Annotated in this window: 13 protein-coding genes and 5 pseudogenes; 5 read left to right on the forward strand and 13 right to left on the reverse strand. The window is 39.1% G+C overall.

The window, feature by feature from the left end; all coding sequences use genetic code 11:
• Both V7126_RS03770 and V7126_RS03775 read right to left on the reverse strand, forming a co-directional pair.
• The coding region (locus V7126_RS03770; protein WP_438823789.1) for a D-alanyl-D-alanine carboxypeptidase family protein at window positions 1-1,069 on the reverse strand (1,069 nt) is incomplete at its 3' end.
• Window positions 1,070-1,351: 282 nt separating this feature from the next.
• Window positions 1,352-1,724, reverse strand: a pseudogene (locus tag V7126_RS03775) (MerR family transcriptional regulator); the annotation flags it as partial.
• 618 nt (window positions 1,725-2,342) lie between these two features.
• Here V7126_RS03775 and V7126_RS03780 point away from each other — a divergent pair.
• From V7126_RS03780 to V7126_RS03795, 4 genes and pseudogenes are all read left to right on the forward strand, one after another.
• Window positions 2,343-2,840, forward strand: a complete 498-nt coding sequence (locus V7126_RS03780) for an RNA polymerase sigma factor (protein WP_335496765.1) — start codon at window positions 2,343-2,345, stop codon at window positions 2,838-2,840.
• A complete protein-coding gene (locus V7126_RS03785; protein WP_335496767.1) occupies window positions 2,837-3,052 on the forward strand; it encodes a hypothetical protein in 216 nt (71 codons plus the stop codon). The genes V7126_RS03780 and V7126_RS03785 overlap by 4 nt, the downstream gene beginning before the upstream one ends.
• Window positions 3,053-3,082: 30 nt before the next feature.
• Window positions 3,083-4,966, forward strand: a pseudogene (locus V7126_RS03790) (acyltransferase family protein).
• Between the two features lie 351 nt (window positions 4,967-5,317).
• Window positions 5,318-6,183: pseudogene (locus V7126_RS03795) on the forward strand (YitT family protein).
• Between the two features lie 308 nt (window positions 6,184-6,491).
• Here the strand turns inward: V7126_RS03795 and V7126_RS24035 are convergent.
• From V7126_RS24035 to V7126_RS03805, 3 genes are all read right to left on the reverse strand, one after another.
• Complete coding sequence (locus V7126_RS24035) at window positions 6,492-6,572, reverse strand: DUF3298 domain-containing protein (RefSeq protein WP_373688031.1); 81 nt, start codon at window positions 6,570-6,572, stop codon at window positions 6,492-6,494.
• A 568-nt stretch (window positions 6,573-7,140) separates the two neighbouring features.
• Window positions 7,141-8,373 (reverse strand): cytochrome P450 family protein, encoded by a 1,233-nt coding sequence (locus V7126_RS03800; protein ID WP_335496768.1) that lies wholly within the window; start codon window positions 8,371-8,373, stop codon window positions 7,141-7,143.
• A 446-nt stretch (window positions 8,374-8,819) separates the two neighbouring features.
• Complete coding sequence (locus V7126_RS03805; protein ID WP_309245928.1) at window positions 8,820-9,500, reverse strand: MATE family efflux transporter; 681 nt, start codon at window positions 9,498-9,500, stop codon at window positions 8,820-8,822.
• 94 nt (window positions 9,501-9,594) lie between these two features.
• Between V7126_RS03805 and V7126_RS03810 the strand changes: the two are divergent.
• Window positions 9,595-10,439: pseudogene (locus tag V7126_RS03810) on the forward strand (MerR family transcriptional regulator).
• 42 nt (window positions 10,440-10,481) lie between these two features.
• Here V7126_RS03810 and V7126_RS03815 read toward each other — a convergent pair.
• The 8 genes and pseudogenes from V7126_RS03815 to V7126_RS03850 form a co-directional block, all read right to left on the reverse strand.
• Window positions 10,482-10,952: a hypothetical protein gene (locus V7126_RS03815; RefSeq protein ID WP_175076576.1), complete on the reverse strand. Its 471-nt coding sequence runs from the start codon at window positions 10,950-10,952 to the stop codon at window positions 10,482-10,484.
• A 1,050-nt stretch (window positions 10,953-12,002) separates the two neighbouring features.
• Window positions 12,003-12,134 carry a hypothetical protein gene (locus V7126_RS03820; protein ID WP_272901851.1) on the reverse strand — a complete coding sequence of 44 codons (132 nt, stop codon included), beginning with the start codon at window positions 12,132-12,134 and terminating at the stop codon, window positions 12,003-12,005.
• Between the two features lie 235 nt (window positions 12,135-12,369).
• Window positions 12,370-12,800 (reverse strand): annotated as a pseudogene (locus V7126_RS03825) (SMI1/KNR4 family protein).
• A gap of 263 nt (window positions 12,801-13,063) precedes the next feature.
• Entirely contained in the window at window positions 13,064-13,621 is a 558-nt protein-coding gene (hxlB, locus tag V7126_RS03830) for a 6-phospho-3-hexuloisomerase (protein ID WP_046131566.1), read from the reverse strand.
• A complete protein-coding gene (gene hxlA / locus V7126_RS03835; protein ID WP_046131565.1) occupies window positions 13,618-14,250 on the reverse strand; it encodes a 3-hexulose-6-phosphate synthase in 633 nt (210 codons plus the stop codon). The genes hxlB and hxlA overlap by 4 nt, the downstream gene beginning before the upstream one ends.
• A gap of 193 nt (window positions 14,251-14,443) precedes the next feature.
• A complete protein-coding gene (locus V7126_RS03840) occupies window positions 14,444-14,791 on the reverse strand; it encodes a winged helix-turn-helix transcriptional regulator (protein ID WP_046131564.1) in 348 nt (115 codons plus the stop codon).
• Between the two features lie 408 nt (window positions 14,792-15,199).
• On the reverse strand, window positions 15,200-16,591 hold the full coding sequence (locus V7126_RS03845; RefSeq protein WP_335496774.1) for an MBL fold metallo-hydrolase: 1,392 nt from the start codon (window positions 16,589-16,591) through the stop codon (window positions 15,200-15,202).
• 105 nt (window positions 16,592-16,696) lie between these two features.
• Complete coding sequence (locus V7126_RS03850) at window positions 16,697-17,896, reverse strand: FAD/NAD(P)-binding oxidoreductase (RefSeq protein WP_046131562.1); 1,200 nt, start codon at window positions 17,894-17,896, stop codon at window positions 16,697-16,699.
• Window positions 17,897-17,941: the final 45 nt, after the last annotated feature.

Raw genomic sequence — 17,941 nt, forward strand, 5'->3', positions numbered from 1 at the left:
GCTCTTTCTTATCAAGTGTTACTTTTGCCTTATAGTTCTTCTCTTCTCCGTTTTTCACAGGGATTGAAAAAGCTTTATCTGTTACGATCGCGACTTCTTGATTTTTGCCTTTGTTGACTTTAAGCGTTTCATTCCCTTTCACTTGAGCGCCTTTTGCATACATCTCTTTTATAGAGAAATTTTTAAAGGCATAGTCCAGCATTTTTTTCGTTTCAACAAAACGTCCAGTGTGAAGGCTTCCTTTTGCGTTAAAGACTACTGAAATCACGCGCATTCCGTTTCTTTTAGCGGTGGCGGCAAAACATGATCCTGCCGAGTCAGTTGATCCTGTTTTCAACCCGTCAACGCCTTCATATTCCTGAACAAGGCCTTTCAGCATAAAGTTCCAGTTCGGCATGTCCATTTCATCATCTGTGCCATCTCTGAACTTTGTTTTTGCAATGCTTGCGGTGTCCAGGATTTCAGGATAATCGTTGACTAAATGGGCTGTAAGAACCGCCATGTCTCTTGCAGACACTTCACTTTCTTCGTCAACACTTGTTCCTCTAGGATGTTTTCCATGAAGATCTTTATTTTCCAAACCTGTCGCGTTTACAAATTTGAAATTCTTCATTCCCAGTTTTTTTGCCTTTTTATTCATTAATTCTACAAACTTTGATTCAGAACCGGCAACGATTTCTGAAAGCGCGATTGCCGCTGCATTTGCCGAGTAAATCGCAGTCGCCTGATAAAGCTCTTTTACGGTATAAGAGCCGTCTTTGCGAAGCGGTACGTTGGACAATGAACGTTCTTTAGAAATTTCATAGACATAATCATTTGGTGTATATTTTTGATCCCACTTCACTTTACCCTCATGGATCGCTTCCAAAAGAAGATATTCCGTCATCATTTTAGCCATGCTGGCAACAGGCAGACGCTGGTCGGCGTTTTTGCTGTATAAAACTTTTCCCGATGAAGCTTCAATTAAAATTGCCGCCTTAGCGTTTACATTAATTGGATCATCTGCAGCTTTTGCATTTGACATAGGAAATAAAGTACCTGCAGCTACAGCAAAAGCAACAACAAACATGATCAGCTGCTTGATTCTCTTTCTTTTCAAATCTGATACCTCCGTTTTTCTCCATACTAAATCTATGTAAAAGCCATAAAGGCCATTTTTCAAACACAACATTACAGATTCTATCATAATGAGTTTTTAAAAAAAACAGGCAGAGTATCGCTCTGTCTACAGTTTAAATTTTTGTCACTTTCAATTAAAAAAATGGAATGTCAAGAGTTTTTTGAAATTGAACTTCATTCGGATGACTCTTTCTAGGGTCGACCCCGTCATCTGAATGAATTATGTTCCTCTCTTAGAAACTACAAATAAATACTGAAGAGAAACAGAGGAAAAATCTGTTTCAAGTACTTGTTCAGTCAACTTCACTTTCGTCTGTATGATCGTTTGTAAATGTTTGAGTTTTTTGATTTTGCTCTCAATTTCAAAAGACTTTTCTTTGAGAATTGCAACGATATCCTCTGGTGTTTTCCCTTTTAAAAGCTGCTTTATTCTTTTTAACAGAACAACAAACAAATGACTTGAAATAGTTCAAATTGATTATAGGAATAATACCTGTACCCGTTCTCTTTTCGGGAGAAAACAGGCCGATTTCGTCATAATGAAACAGGGTTTGTTTTTTTACATGGCAGAGCCTTGCAAATTCATAAAAAACCTCCTTGACTATACGGTAACCATATAGTTTATGATGTTCATTGTGCTGTGCCTGAAAGAAGAGTTGATTAACAGTGAAAAAGATAGATAAAATGGTTTCAATGTCGGGTAAGATGAAAATTCTAACCCATTTAGATTATTTTTTCTTATTAAATCCCCTCTTGTATCGGGATGTTTCTTATGGCAGTTAATATTTTAATAGATGACTGCTTATCAATCGTGGGATGGGGTAGGATCGGAGCTTTAGCTGCCGTTTACATTACCGTGCCTATCGGGATCAGTGGGCTGCGCTTTATTCTATTCCTCTCGGAGAAAGAAACCTACAAACCCATCATATTTCCTTCCGTTTCGCAGGAGACCATACCTAATTTCAGACCGCCAACAAGCTAATAATTCTTTTCGGGAAAATGTACTTTCTCATCATAGAATTAACAAGAATAAATCCTTGATTTTTATTGTGATATATGAAAAAATGGACGAGGAAAATATCGAAATTGTAACATTTATCATTAAAATGCAACTAATGAAAACAAACCGTAACATATGAAAATTATTTGTAATATAAAAATATGTTGTAGTATACGGAAAGGTGTTGAAATAAAAGGAAACATAGAAAAGGAGCTTTTTTGCAATGAAGAAACAAACAGTCGAAGCGTCACTTGTTGCATACGTAACTGACAGAGAAAAAGATCTTTATTGGCTGGCTTACAGTTATGTAAAAAATCAAGAAGATGCTTTAGATATTGTTCAGGAATCGATCCAAAAAGCGCTTGCTTCTGTCGATTCACTTCGAAATCCTGATGCGATGAAAAGCTGGTTTTATAAAATTCTAGTACGAACCGCGATTGATTTTCTTAAAAAGCAAAGGAAACTCAAGGCTATGGATTGCCAAACAATAGAGTTTTTAAGCGAGGGAAAGAAAGATATCTATCATGATATAGACCTTCACGAAGCGCTTGAAGAATTGCCGTATCAATATAAAACGATCATCGTTCTTCGGTTTTTCGAAGATCTGCAAATAAAAGAAATAGCCGAAGTCACGGGAGACAAGGTGAATACTGTCAAGACTCGGCTACGCAGAGGGCTAAAGCTTATGCGCATTCATTTGACGCAGGAGGGTCTTTCTTGATAGATAAAAAATTGGAACAATTAAAAGAAGAGTACAAAAAGTGCCTATTCCAAAAGAGCTTGATGAAATTGTTGACAAGGCCTTCAGCATCGTCCGAAAAGAAAGATTCTGATGTGGCCTCTCGCTTATTTGGCAAGCTTATGAGGAAACAAAAAGCCACCCCGTTTACGTCTATTATCGGATTCAATAAGAGGGATGGCAAAACAACATGAATTACTATTTACATGTATTGGAGGTATATCATGTTAGAAAAGACACAACATCACCGCTATATACCGGGATTAGATGGACTCCGGGCCTTTGCCGTTCTGGCGGTCATCGCTTATCATCTAAACTTTAATTGGGCCAATGGAGGCTTCATCTGAGTCGATATCTTTTTTGTTTTATCCGGCTATCTAATTACATCAATGATATTACCGGAGTATGGAAATAACATCAACTTGGATTTCCGCGACTTTTGGATCCGGCGGATGCGTCGGCTTGTGCCAGCAGCATTCCTTATGATTATCGCGACTGTCATATGGGTTGTATTATTCAAACAGGAGCTGCTGCATACTGTACGTGGAGATGCGTTCTTCTCTTTAATTTACACCAGTAATTGGTGGTTTATTTTTCATGATTTATCATATTTTGAAAATTTCAGTTCTCCTTCACCTTTAAAGAACCTTTGGTCATTGGCGATTGAAGAACAGTTTTATATCGTTTGGCCTATCATCCTAGGAGTGGGAATGTATATATGCAAAAGACGAATCAAGCTGGCGATGGCGGTTTTATTGCTCGCACTATGTTCGGTTGTTTGGATGAGTGTGCTGTACGTTCCTGGCGAAGATCCAAGCCGTGTCTACTACGGAACGGATACACGCTCTTTTGAATTGCTTATCGGATGCGCATTAGCTCTTGTATGGCCGATGAAAAGGCTGTCTTCAAACAGGCTGCCAAGGAGACTGAAGCATGTGTTGCGCAGAACTGAGCTTGCCGCTTTTGTGATATTGATCCTATGTATCTATTTCGTTCATGAATACTCTCCCTTCCTTTATCATGGCGGCATGTTCTTGATCAGCATCGTCGCTGCTATTCTGGTTGCATGTGTCAGTCATCCAAGCAGCTTTTTGGGGCGCCTACTTTCATGGAAACCACTGCGCTGGATTGGAACGAGATCTTACGGCATCTATCTTTGGCATTACCCTGTCATCGTATTGAGCACACCTGTTCAGGAGATTGGAAATCCGGTTTATTGGCATAATGTTATTAGGATTGCCGTAACGCTGATTCTCGCTGAGTTTTCCCATCGGTTCATTGAAAAGCCGATTCGAGAGGATGGCTTTCAAGTATTTTTCCGTCGCGTTTTTCTGAAAAGGATTGTGAAATGGAAAACGTCTTCTCCAATCAGCAAAATGTCAATGGGACTACTTTTTGTCGCCTTTATTATTTTCTTAGCGGGTTTTTCCGGAGTCACTGTAAAAAATAAACAGACACATTTGATAAATGACCGGTCCTCCCAAGAAGCACCCACTAGTTCACATCAGCCGCCTGTGGAAAAAGGTGAAACAGATGCAAAGCAAGATCAAAAAGAAACCGAGGAACAGGCAAACTCAAGCGGTCAACAAACCGAGAATCGAGAACAGCAAACAACAGAGCAGGAGCAGAAGCAGAAGCAGAAGGAGTCTAGTAAATATGTGCTAGCCATCGGCGACTCCATCTTGCTTGACATCGAGTCAAACCTTCGCCGTAGATTTCCCCATATTACGGTAGATGGAAAGGAAGGACGACAAGTATCAGAAACATCTCAATTAACATCAAAATATGCATCGTTTAATCAGCCTAACAACTCTGTCATTATAGAGCTAGGGACAAACGGTTATTTTACAAACAAGCAAATGGATGCACTCCTTGACTCTTTCTCAAAAGCCCGTATTTATCTTGTGAATACACGTGTGCCCCGCCAATGGGAGAGAAAAGTGAACGAGTCATTACGCCGACAGGCAAATAGCCGCCAAAATGTTAAATTGGTTGATTGGCATAGTGAAGCCCTTCAGCATCCCGAATATTTTACTCCTGACGGTGTGCACCTGGTGCCAAAAGGTTCTGAGGCTTTGACAGCGCTTATCGTTCAGGCGATGAAATAATATTTTTTAAATATGAAGAGGTTTTTGACAAAACCTCTTCGACCGTTGACAAAACAGTACAGAAGCCCCATCTCTTGCGAGGTGGGCTTCTATTCCTATCGGTCACTACAAAATTGCCCTAATGTTCTTTTTTAGTTTGAGGTTTAATGTCCGGAACTGTTCTACAAACTCAGTATTTTGAGGAAAATAGCTATACCAGCAAGCCAGTTCTTAAGTAAGCTTGAAAAGCTTAACGTTGTAATTCCGAATTTTTTCTGATACTCTTTATTTTTTTAAATCACTAATTTTTAGGTGTTTTTTTATTTTTGTTGTTTGTGTAACAAAACACTTACTGTGAAGGAGGTTCTCGCATTGAAGTCAATTCATAAAGATGTTCTTTTAATATTATTGGAGCATTTCTCAATGCAGCATCTATTGAATTTTTCATTATTCCAAATAAATTAGGAGACGGAAGTACAGTTGGTATAGCTCTTGTTTTATATTATTTATTTCATATTCCTACAAGTGTTAGTACATTTATTATTAACCTTATTTTAATGGCACTGGCTTATAAATTTTTAGTGAAAAAGTCGATTTTTTATACTGTATTAGGTGCGGTTATGACTTCTGTTTTCCTTAGTATTTTAAGCCTTATCCCATTTGGTATTCACGATATGGTTTTAGGTGTTGTGTTCGGTGCGTTAGTAATGGGGACTGGGCTAGGCTTAATCTTTATTGCTGATGGATCTGTCGGTGGAACTACTCTTTTAGCTTATTTATTAAATTATACAAAAGGCTATAATATTTCAAAAAGCATGTTTTTCATGGATAGTGTCATTATATTATCTTCCGTATTTGCCATCGGTATCAATAACATGCTATATACATTTATTTTTATTTATTTAAACTCAAAAGTAGTTGATTTAGTAATTTTGGGTTTCCACAATAAGAAAGCAATGACTATTATGTCTGATAAATATGAAGAAATTGCACAGGTCATTACTAGTAATTTTGGGAAAGCGGCAACCATTTTTTATGGATACGGATACTATGCCAATCGAGATAAACGAATTATCTACGTTGTGATTAAGAAGAACGAACTGTTAAAGATTAAAAAGAATGTGCAAGAAATTGATCCTAATTGTTTTATTGTCATCCACGAAGTAAAAGAAGTAGTGGGAGGTAGATTAGGATTCATTAATGATTCTGCTATTGGTAAAGAACAAAATAATTTTTAAATTAATCTAATCTTGGGAAGCCATTTAGATGCACTAAAAACAAACGATATATCGACAGACAAAGCTGTCGATCCCTCCAATTTTTATGAAATGACCAATTACGAAACAGCTTATGATTTGCAAAGCTTTAAAATTTATTTGTGAAAGAGAAGCAATGGCTTAGAAAACATCAACAGTGACTTAGAACATTTAAAAAACAATCCTAGAATTCCATTGTTCTCACAGATAACCTTGTATCCCATTTTGTCTTCTAATAAAAAAACAAAGGGAAATGCAGCTGATCAGGTGACAGCTGCATTTCCTATTTCTTATTTATATATGGATTGAGGAATATTTACAACCGGATTACCCGCAGCGTAGGGTGCTACTTCATATTCCTGAAATACCACTGCTATCCCATTTTAAAACTTCACCTTAAATGAGGTTTGATAATCAGTCTTATAGTGGTATTTCCCCCTTTTTTTTGATTAAATTTATATTGTTTGTAAGAATTCTGAATGTGTTTAAGAAAATCGTTGTTCATATTCTCTTCGAACGAACTATTTTGAACATTATTGACCTGCGGATATTTCAATCCTTTAACCCTTTATAAACATGACTAGTTACTTCAGGTTTATTTATTTGTTTCGCTTCTACCGGTGAAAATGGAATCAGCATTCCAATGACTAGCCAAAAAGCAAGCAAATATAAACCTATCCCTTTAATTACACTTTTCCCCTTCATTTCCCTCCTTTTGTTTATTCCAAAAACTTTCATTTTGGTTACACAAACACCATATAGTATATGGTTACCGTATAGCTAAGACGAAAATTATTTAAATTACTTTTTCTTTTTTGTTCGTACTAATTGTCAGAATAACACGGAGATTTATGGTCATATCATATTGTTTAAATAATTCATTCAACTCGTTTGGCTGTCTGAGTCTTTTTCACCAAAACCGAGCCAATCCCAATGACATTAAAACATAACTGGTAATTCAATTAATCCCCGCATCAAATAAGTTGGACGCCATTTTAATGTTTTAGCATCTGTATTTAGCTGTAGATTAGGCATTCTACGCAGTAAAGTAAGAAGGGCAATCTGACCTTCAAGTCGGGCTAATGGCGCACCCAGACAGTAGTGAATTCCCATGCCGAAGCCTAGATGACGGTTATTCTTTCTAGTAATATCAAATAAATCTGGATTTTCAAACTTTGACTCATCACGGTTGGCCGAAGCTAAAGCCACTACAACCATATCTCCCTTCCTTATCAACTTCTCATGTATTAAAACATCTTCACCTGCCCATCGATTAGTTGCCAACTCTACAGGTCCGTAAAAACGTAATACTTCTTCAATTGCGGATGAGATAAGTTCAGGATTGCTCTTGAGATTTTCCAGTTGTTTTGGATGCTGCAACAAAGCTAATACACCATTTCCAATCAAGTTAACCGTCGTTTCATGTCCAGCAACAATTAACAACAAAATCATTGAATACAATTCTTTTTCTGTAAGTTTTTCTCCCTCAGTCTCAGCATGAATCAAAGCACTAACAAGGTCTTCAGTCGAATTTTTTCGCCGATCTTCAATCAGATGACCCATGTATTTAATAAAAGATTGAAACGTTGGGCGAGCCTTCTGAATTTTCTCGGGACGGTTAGAGGCCTCAATTAAAGTGTCAGACCATTCCCGAAACTGATCACGGTCCTCTGGGGGAATTCCTAACATTTCACAAATCACAATGATAGGTAAAGGAAAAGCAAATTCATCAACTAGATTCATTTTTCCTTTGTTTTGGACTTCATCCAGTAAAGTGTCAGTAATCTCTTGAATTCGATCACGCAATTCCTCAATCATTTTTGGTGTGAAAGCTTTATGAACTAAGTTACGCAAGCGAGCATGATCTGGAGGATCAGAACTCAGCATGTGATTAATGAGTAAATCTCTTTCCAGAGTGGGAAACATCTTGTTGATTTGTTTTTGGCTCAACATTGTATGTGGATTCTTAATAAATCGGTCGTCTTTTAATACTGTCTGTGCATCTTCGTATCGTGTAATAAGCCAAGCAATTTGACCATTAAGAAGGGTGAAACGATAAACGGGATCATACTCCCTGAGTTTTGCGTAAAACGGATAGGCTTTCTCTTTAAATTCAGAAGTAAACAAGTCAAGTTGAGGCGCTTCACGACCAATATTTGACGAAATTGTCATAATTTATTCTCCTTTCGTGTTCAGTCTCATTAATTCAGTTTGAAACACTTATTATTCTGACTTCATTCAATCACTCCCTTACCGTTTATGGCAAAAAGGAAAAAAGAGTAAAATTCAACCTATCTCTTTAATCACTCTTTTCCCTTTCACTTTATCTCTCTCCTTTGTTTGTCGAAAAAAATAATTGGTTACAACTAACACCATATAGTATATGGTTACCGCATAGTCAAGACGAAATTGCTTAAGTATTACTTTTTCCATTACCTTTCGTCATTAAAATCCAGTTCCCCATTATTTAAAACCGAATTTTTTGTTAGAGGCGCAAAGCATGTGTATTGTTATGAAAAAGGCTAAAATTAATCTTCTTACACTAATATAAATTAGCAATGTACTGAATGAGTGCGTTAAGCACGAGCCCTCGATGATAAAACTCGGCAAACCCGTTTTCAGTATGCTGCGCATCGTTTTCCCATTCGGCTTGGAACCATTAATCCGCAGAACACTTTTTTTCGCAGGAAATGTGTTAGCAGGACAAGAAAACCGAGAACAGTAGCGAGAGAAGTGCTGTACGCTGCCCCAGCGATCCCCATATTCAACCTGAAAATAAAGACATAATTTAATAATATATTAAAAATGGACGTACTTACGAGTCCTGTCATCGCTAAATTAGGATTACCGTCATTGCGGATGAAAATGCTTAGTGTATTTTCCAGAACATAAAAAATTGCAAATGCCAAAATGATCTTCAAATAGCTGGATGCAAGAGATAAAATGTCTCCTGATGCACCAAGTGCTTTCGCAATACATTCAGCATAAAAATAAGAAACCGATGCAAAAATGCCGGTAATAACAAAAACAACCACAAGGGAATGTGTAAAAATGTGATTGGCTTTTTGTAGGTTTCTTTCTCCAAGAGCAATGGAATAAAGCGCAGCCCCACCGATCCCGATAGGCACGGTAATGTAAACGACAGCTAAAGCCTCCGATCCTACCCCACGACTGATAAACAGTCCATCTATTAAAATATTTACTGCCATGAGAAACATCCCGATACAAGAGGGGATTAAATAAGAAAGAAATAATCTGAATGGGTTAGATTTTTTCATCTTATCCGATATTGAAACCATTTTTATCTATCCTTTTCGTTGTTAATCAACCCTTCCTTCAGGTACAATGAGCATCATAAACTATATGGTTACCTTATTGTCAAGGAGGTTTGTTATGAGCGAAGATATTAAAAAATATTTCACAACAGGTGAATTTGCAAGGCTCTGCAACGTAAAAAAAAAACCCTGTTTCATTATGACGAGATTGGCCTGTTATCTCCCGAAATAAAAAAAGAGAACGGATACAGGTATTATTCCTATAATCAATTCGAGCTATTTCAAGTCATTTGTTTGTTTAAGGAGGTTGGTGTTCCGTTAAAAAGAATAAAGCAGCTTTTAAAAGGGAAAACACCAGAGGATATCGTTGCAATTCTCAAAGAAAAGTCTTTTGAAATTGAGAGCAAAATCAAAAAACTCAAACATTTACAAACGATCATACAGACGAAAGTGAAGTTGACTGAACAAGTACTTGAAACAGACTTTTCCTCTGTTTCTCTTCAATATTTAGATGAAGAAAAATTTATGATTAGCCGAAAAACATTAAACTTACCGGAACGAAAATACATTACGGCCATTTCAGAACTTATTCACTATGGTCAATTACATGAATTAGATGAGGGATATCCGGTCGGCGGAATATTAGCACGTGAACAAATTCTTAAAAAAGACTTCTATAATTACAGTTACTTTTTTATAAAAATACAAGAAGGAATAGAGAAGATAAACTATCACGTGAGGCCAAAAGGTCTGTATGCTGTTGGATACCAAAAAGGTGACGAAGCCGAAGATGCCTACCGCAGAATCATTCGCTTTATTGAAAAGAATGGAATGCAGATGGGTGATTATGCATATGAGGAATACATGCTTGATGAGGTGATGGTCGATAGATTTGAAAATCAAATCACAAAAATCCTCCTTCAAATTAAAGAGGAGGAAGAATACGACTTCCCCCTCGCCTAAAGAGCCGTTTTAAAGTATCTTTTCTTTCTGTACAGAATATCTTTACTGTAATGGCGGTTGAAACTGTTGGTTTTGCTGATTTTGTTGACTTTGCTGTCCCTGCTGACCTTGTTGATTTAATGATTGTTGAGCCTGTTGAACCGCTTGATTCACTTGGTTCATTGCCTGATTAGTTTGAATCCCTCGAAGAGTTTGATGAAGCAGTTGGTCAGCTTGCTGGATATTTTGCTGAATTTTTTGATCAGCGTGCTGGATTTGCTGTTGAGATTGAGAACCAAATTGCTGAATCTGTTGCTTCATTTGATTTTGAGAACCTTGTTGCGCTTGACCTTGGACGCTTTGTTGTTGAGATGATCCTAATTGGGTTACATTTTGGTTTAATTGCGCAAGCTGCTGCTGAAGACCTCCAAGTTCCTGGGCAAGCTCAGCGTCCGTAATATTTGATCCAAGTAATTGAGAATGTTTTTGCTTTTCTTTTTGTTGCTGACTTTGTTGTTTGTGATTTTTTGTCATCAAAAAAATTCCTCCTTAAAATTAATTTACACCCTTTATAATTTTCATATTGACAAAAACGATGTACGGAACTTTTAGGATGGGAAGCTGTATATTTGGGGATAAATACTTTAAGAAGACATTAAAGATAAAAATTCTAAAGGATAAAAAAAAGAGCCGGTTTTTGCCGACTCTCTTCTTAGTTTATTTTAGCGCGAATCTTCTGACCAGATTGCATTCTTGATGCCATTCCAAGCTTGCAGTGTCTTAATTGATGTACTGACACCGGGAGAGCGCGGCTTTTCTTCCATGTGGATTTTAAAACGCTGGTGGCCGCCGACAAGGTTTCACCGCTCCGAAACGCTTTATAGACTGTTTCAGCGCTTCATATTCTGGATCACCAGGCTGCAGATCGATTCGCGGTTATATAGAGCCGGATTAATTTTCTCTACAGGTATTTCTCGAATGTCATGTCTTACCTCCAAAAAAAAAGCATCCCTAATAAACGCCAAAAATTAAGTGTATAACTTAAATATTTAAAAACCATAATAAAAGCATCCCAATTCATATCTCCTTTAGCTAAGCATCGGTTTAGTCTAAACCGGTGCTTACTTAAGGCGCTAAAAATTTTATTCACCTTTTCCAATTTAAAGAAATATAATAGAATGCAAAGTCTCTAGCATGCACATTTTAAAAAGCACCTTTTAATTAGAGTCCGGGTTAAAGAAAAGAATAAAGACACCGTATTGAATGTGAAGACCCTTTCCTTCTCCAGCCTTGATACACCGGTTAAGTTATCGGTGTGTTTTTTATGTCCGGTAGAATCAAAAAAGCACCCTGCAGGATGCCTTTTGGAAATTGGGACAAATTTTTATTCTTATATATCCTATTCAACAAAATTGAAATATGAGTTTGTTTACTATAAAAATGATGCCCATTCAAACAATCATTTTTGTATTATCAATTTTAATAATGGTTATATTTTAAAGGGGGATCCCCTCCCCGTTTCTGAATTGCGATGTTTCTTCTTTGAAGAACATCTCTTCTTTTATTTCCTTCTGATTCGGCCATTCACTTTTTTATATGTGTCTCTACGAGTTCCCATAATCTCTTCCCAATCTTTTCTGGAAAGCTGCTCATTTTTGCAGCCGAAGCATTAAGCTTCCTTTTATCATCAACAGACAAAAAATCTCTAAATTTCATACTCATTCTCCTTACCGAATTAACACCACCTTGCGCTATTCGCTTTTTTGATTTAGATATGGCTCCGGCTAATCTCCAGAAGGACGCAAAGATTATAAAGAGCCGTGTGAAAATGACTTCCTGTGTTTTTTTAAGATTAACACGCCAAAACGAAAAAGGCCCCATAATCAGGGCTTCTAGCAGTTAAAGCATTTCGTTATCATGGATTGTTGGCCAGGTTTCCTCCGGGAGCCAATTAACTTTCTAATATTTTCTCTATTCCTATATCATTAATTAATAAGTCATTTAAAGATGCAGCAACTTTAACAGCTTCTTCTGCGTCTAAATTCCAAAGCCTACTATATATAGCCCAAAACCACCTTTTCCTTCGAAATAAATAAGAGCATTTCCACCTTCATCATCTCCCACTGCAAGAGAATCTGGTATGTAGTCTTGTATTTCATAGGATTCATTCATTTCAACACAACCCGCGGGGCTCCATATACGTATATACTTTTCTCCAGAAACATTTATTTCAACTTCTGTTGCTTCACTCACTATGTCTAAATAATCAGATGGTACATTAATAGGCGAGAATTCTGTTAATGATTTAATTTCTTCTTCGTTTGCAGGAGCTTCTTGTGCATCTACTGAAAAACGAGAGCTGATTTTATCGAGCAAAGTCATTTCAAATCAATCCTTTCACATTTTACTCCGAGCTTGTCTAACATCTTATACTGTTGTTCAAGTACACTTTCAATGGTTTTTCTCGAAAATCCTGCTGCTTTCAAATCTTCCACAGTGTAGTTGCGTTCTTCTTGTAAAGACGACAGTTTGGAGAAGTAATGTTTCATATTAGCCATTTCTTAATGTATACTGAATTACACCTTCACAGAAAAAAGGCGCAACATCCCTTATGAAATTTGCGCCTTTTCTTTACTAATACATATCTATTCAAGATTTGCATGATTCCCATACATGTGCTGAGTATTCAGCCCTTTCATCTCCATCATTCGCAATATGGCGGCATCGTAAAACAGTAAAAGAGTTTGTTCAAAAAGCGACCCCATTGGTTGAATGGTCTGTTTATCGCTTGCCGCTGTATCTTTCGGTGAACCGGGCAGCTGCACGATATAATCAGATACTTCAGCTATTGGTGAGTCCGGAGTAATTGTAACTGCTGCTACGGCACCTCCGATATCTTTTGCCTTTTTCGCCATGTGAAGCAAACTTTCGGTTTTTCCTGATCCTGTGCCTACGATAAGCAAGTCTTTCTCTGTAAATGAAGGTGTTACTGTTTCTCCAGTAACATACGCATGAATACCCATGTGCATTAATCTCATAGCAAATGACTTCCCCATGAAACCAGAACGGCCTGCACCGGAAACAAACACTTTTTCTGAAGATAAAATACTGGATATTAAATTCTCTATTCCTTCCTCTTGAATACGAGAAGTTGCATGATTCAGTTCTGCGATGATCGCTTGTAAATAATCATAAGTCGTCATGATTGTTGAATCATCTGCTTCATTTCTGCGGCTGCTGCCGCTTTATCATCTTGATTTGCAATACCGCCGCCAACGATAATCAAATCAGGGTTTAATTTAACGACTGCGGGCAATGTGTCCAGCTTAATACCGCCTGCAATAGCCGTTTTTGAGTTTTTTACTACATTCTTAATTGTCATTAAGTCTTCAAATGAATTTTGGCCAATGGCTTGAAGATCATAGCCCGTATGCACGCAAATATAATCCACACCAAATTCATCTAATTCCTTGGCGCGCGCTTTAATATCTTTAATCCCAATCATATCCACCAAGATTTCTTTGCCTTGAGCTTTTGCCTCTTCTACAGCGCCTTTAATAGACATGTCTTCAGCAGCTCCTAAAATGGTAATGATATCGGCTCCTGCTTCTGAGGCTTTCATTACTTCATACCCGGCCGCATCCATAATTTTAAGGTCTGCCAGCACTTTCAAATTCGGGAAAGCATCTTTCACCTCTTTTACTGCACGGAGTCCTTCATTTATCACAACCGGCGTACCGATTTCTACAATGTCAATGTATTCTTCTACTTCTTTTACCACCTTGATGGCTTCCGGTATATTGACTAAATCTAATGCTAACTGTAATTCCAATTATAAGTCACCCCTGTTTTTAAATTATCAATATGAATTCCGCGGATGATTCTCTTGATATTTCTCTTACAAGACGAGTATAGCAAGAGGGATGACACCTTTATAGTACGCACTTTTTTTTTACATACTATACTTTTACTCATATGGTATAGAAAAAGATACTGTTTCCAAAACAGTATCTCAAGCCAACCATCTATTTATCATCTTTAAAAAAATTAGTTTCTATATAATTTTTACCCCACTCATACATAGCCTCAATTATAGGCATTAAACTTTCTCCTTGTTTTGTAAGAGAATATTCAACCTTTGGGGGAACAACCGGATATACTTCCCTATGTACAATATGATCTTCTTCTAATTCACGCAGCTGATTCACCAGCATTCTTTGAGTAATGCCGGGCATCAGAGCTTTCAGTTCCCCAAACCTTTTCGTACCTTCTTTTCCCAGAAACCACAATATCAGCATTTTCCACTTTCCTCCGATAATGTTGAGCGTTAACTCTTTTTCGCAATTAAATGTTTTATTTTCCATCCGTGACATTTGATCACTCCTTATCTAACTTGCAGTAAATTAAAATATAATTTTCATGATAAACCATGACATAATTGTAAAAAGATTTTATCTTTAATCAATCATGGTGCTTTTTAATTGGCATGACTAAGAAATTATTTAAAGTTGCGGCAAAAGATTTGAAATGCCCATCCTCAGGCGGCCGCTTCGGACCTGGCTTGAAATCAAAGAGAAACATCAGGGCGGGGTTATGATCCCGGAGTGAGAAGCGTTTGCCGATGAAGATGTTTCATGCGTTTTATCGGGCGGAGAAGAAGGGAAAATAATATCGGTAAAGAGGCCGGGAGGATGAGAATTTCGGCCTCTTTCATCTTTTTCTAGAATAACGCTTTAATAGAATTCCATGCACTTGATTAAAGCTCAAATGGCTGACCCTTGTCACACGATCGCAAGCCCGGCTTTCTGCCACTGAACAATGCCGCCGCTCAAGCTCAATACCTGTTTGAAACCGCCGTCAGCTTGCAGGATGCTGGCTCCAATGGCGGACCGGGCTCCGGAACGGCATTGCACAAGGANNTCCAGCCGTTCCGGGAGCGTCCCCAGCATGATGTGCTGCGCATTCGGAATGTGACCTTCCTGCCATTCAGTCAGATTGCGGACATCAAGGACGTGCACGAATCCGTCTTCCACCAATTTAGCAATATCCAATGGTGTTATCTCCGTGTATGATTCAAGTTCAAAAGCGCCGCTTTCCAGGATTTTGCCGCTGTCCATAAACCCTGCCACATTGTCAATGCCTACAGAGCGCAGCGCTTCCAGGAGTTCGTTCACTTTATCCGGATTCGTTATGAAGGACACAGGACGATTGTAGTCAATGAGCCAGCCTGCCCAGTTCGTAAACGCCTTGTTGAATGGAATGTTGATCGTGCCTTTGATATGCCCTTCAGCAAATTCCCGGGAAGGGCGGGTATCCACAATTTGCCCTTTTTTCTGTAAATCTTTCACCTGCTCAATTGAAGCGATCTCTGGAACAGCAGACAGATCTTTAAGCAACGCTGGGCCTTCTTTATTCACGCGTTTCATCACGGCAAAATATTTTGGCGGTTCTGGCTGTCCATCAAGCAAAGCTTTTACGAATTCCTCTTCATCGGTGCAAGCCATTGCCCAGTTAAACAGCTTTTCGTAGCCGACAGTCGAAGTCGGAATCGCTCCCAATGCCTTGCCGCAAGCGCTGCCTGCGCCATGTGCCGGCCAGACCTGCATGTAATCCGGGAGTTGTTTAAACTTCATGAGGGACTTGAACATCTCTCTTGCCCCCGATTCTGACGTTCCCTTGATCCCAGCCGCTTTTTCCAGCAAGTCGGGTCTGCCGATGTCGCCTACAAAGACGAAATCTCCCGTAAAGATGCCGATTGGACGATCAGCATTTCCTCCGCGGTCCGTCAACAGGAAAGAAATGCTTTCCGGGGTATGGCCGGGGGTATGCATCACCTCAAACATCAGGTTTCCGACGGAAAAGCGATCACCGTCTTTCACAAGTTGATGTTTCAATCCATCAATATATTGATATTTCCAATCTGCATCGCCCTCATCGGAAAGATACAGCTTCGCTTGGTGTGTCACGCCGAGTTCGCGGGCACCGGAAACAAAATCGGCGTGAATATGGGTTTCTGCGGCTGCTGTGATGTGCAGCCCTTCATCTTCGGCTGCTTGTAAATATGGCTTTAGATTGCGGCCGGGATCAATGATAATTGCCTCCCCTGTTTTTTGGCAGCCGACCAGATAGGATGCATGGGCCAGCTTTTCATCGTAAAAGTAGCGCAACAACATGTTGTATTCCTCCCCTTGAATCATCATTTATTTTAAGAAAACTGTTTTGGAATCCTGCATCATGCACATCATCCAAATACACTTGCCGTTACCTTTTGTCCTCTCTTACATCAGTCCTTTTAACATGCCATTCCAATAAATGACGGGAAGCAATCTTCTTTTTAACAGGTACATGCTGAATCGTTCTTTGGACTGATCAAATGGAAACGTTTCTTGCGGCTCCTTGTGATAGTCAAACTCGGCCAGCACGAGTTTGTTGTAGCCTGTAACCAAGGGGCATGAGGTATATCCATCGTACCTTGCATCTAATGAAGATCCTTTTATCAGGGACATCAGATTTTGCACCAAAACCGGAGCCTGTTTGCGAATCGCCGCCCCTGTTTTGGACGTCGGCAGGTTAGAACAGTCTCCAATTCCGAAAACATTGGCAAACTTTTTGTGCTGCAAAGTGTACGGATCAACATCGACCCATCCGCCGGCATCCGCCAATGCGCTTTCTTTTATAAATAGAGGCGCTTTCATCGGCGGAGTCACATGAAGAAGATCGTATGTTAATACTTCCTGTTCCCCAGTCTCCAGATTCTCGAACAGGGCTTCTTTTGAATCAGGCCGAATTTCGACCAGGTTTCGTTTGTACATCGTTTGAATGTCCTTGCGCCGGACGACTTTTTCGAGCGCATTTGCATATTTGGGGGCATCAAAAATGATTGATTTAGCCGATGCAAAAATAATCTCCGACTGATTGCGAACATTTGACTTGCGGAAATAGTCGTCTGCCAAGTACATAATTTTCTGCGGAGCTCCCCCGCATTTCACGGGAGAATCCGGATGAGTGAAAACGGCGGTTCCGCCTTTAAAGTTGCGGATGTTTTCCCAAGTGCTGTCTACCGTATCGTACGAGTAGTTGCTGCAAACCCCGTTTTTTCCGACCGCATCTTTCAAACCTTTGACCCCGTCCCAATCGATTTGCAAACCGGCTGCTGCAACAAGATAATCATAGGAAACGATCGTTCCTTGTTTTGTAAGGAGTGTGTTCTGATCCGGCCGAAACTCCGTTACAGCATCGCTGATCAAGTCAACCCCGGCAGGAATCAGGGAAGCCAGATCGCGCTCCGACTCTTCCTTCTTCGCTGCCCCGCCTCCAACCAATGTCCACAAAGGCTGGTAGTAGTGCTTTGTTTGCGGGTCAATGATGGCAATTTGTCCTTTGAATTTTTTAGAAGCCCGGACGAGGCGGGCCGCGACACAGATGCCGGCAGTCCCAGCACCGACAATGACAACGGAATAACGAACTTGTCTTGCCATAGTCAACCCCCTTATGCTTTTAGAAAGTTGATGTTTTTCGTAAAG

This window comes from Bacillus sp. JJ675 (assembly GCF_036963165.1).
In the GTDB taxonomy this organism is placed as follows: domain Bacteria; phylum Bacillota; class Bacilli; order Bacillales; family Bacillaceae; genus Bacillus; species Bacillus glycinifermentans.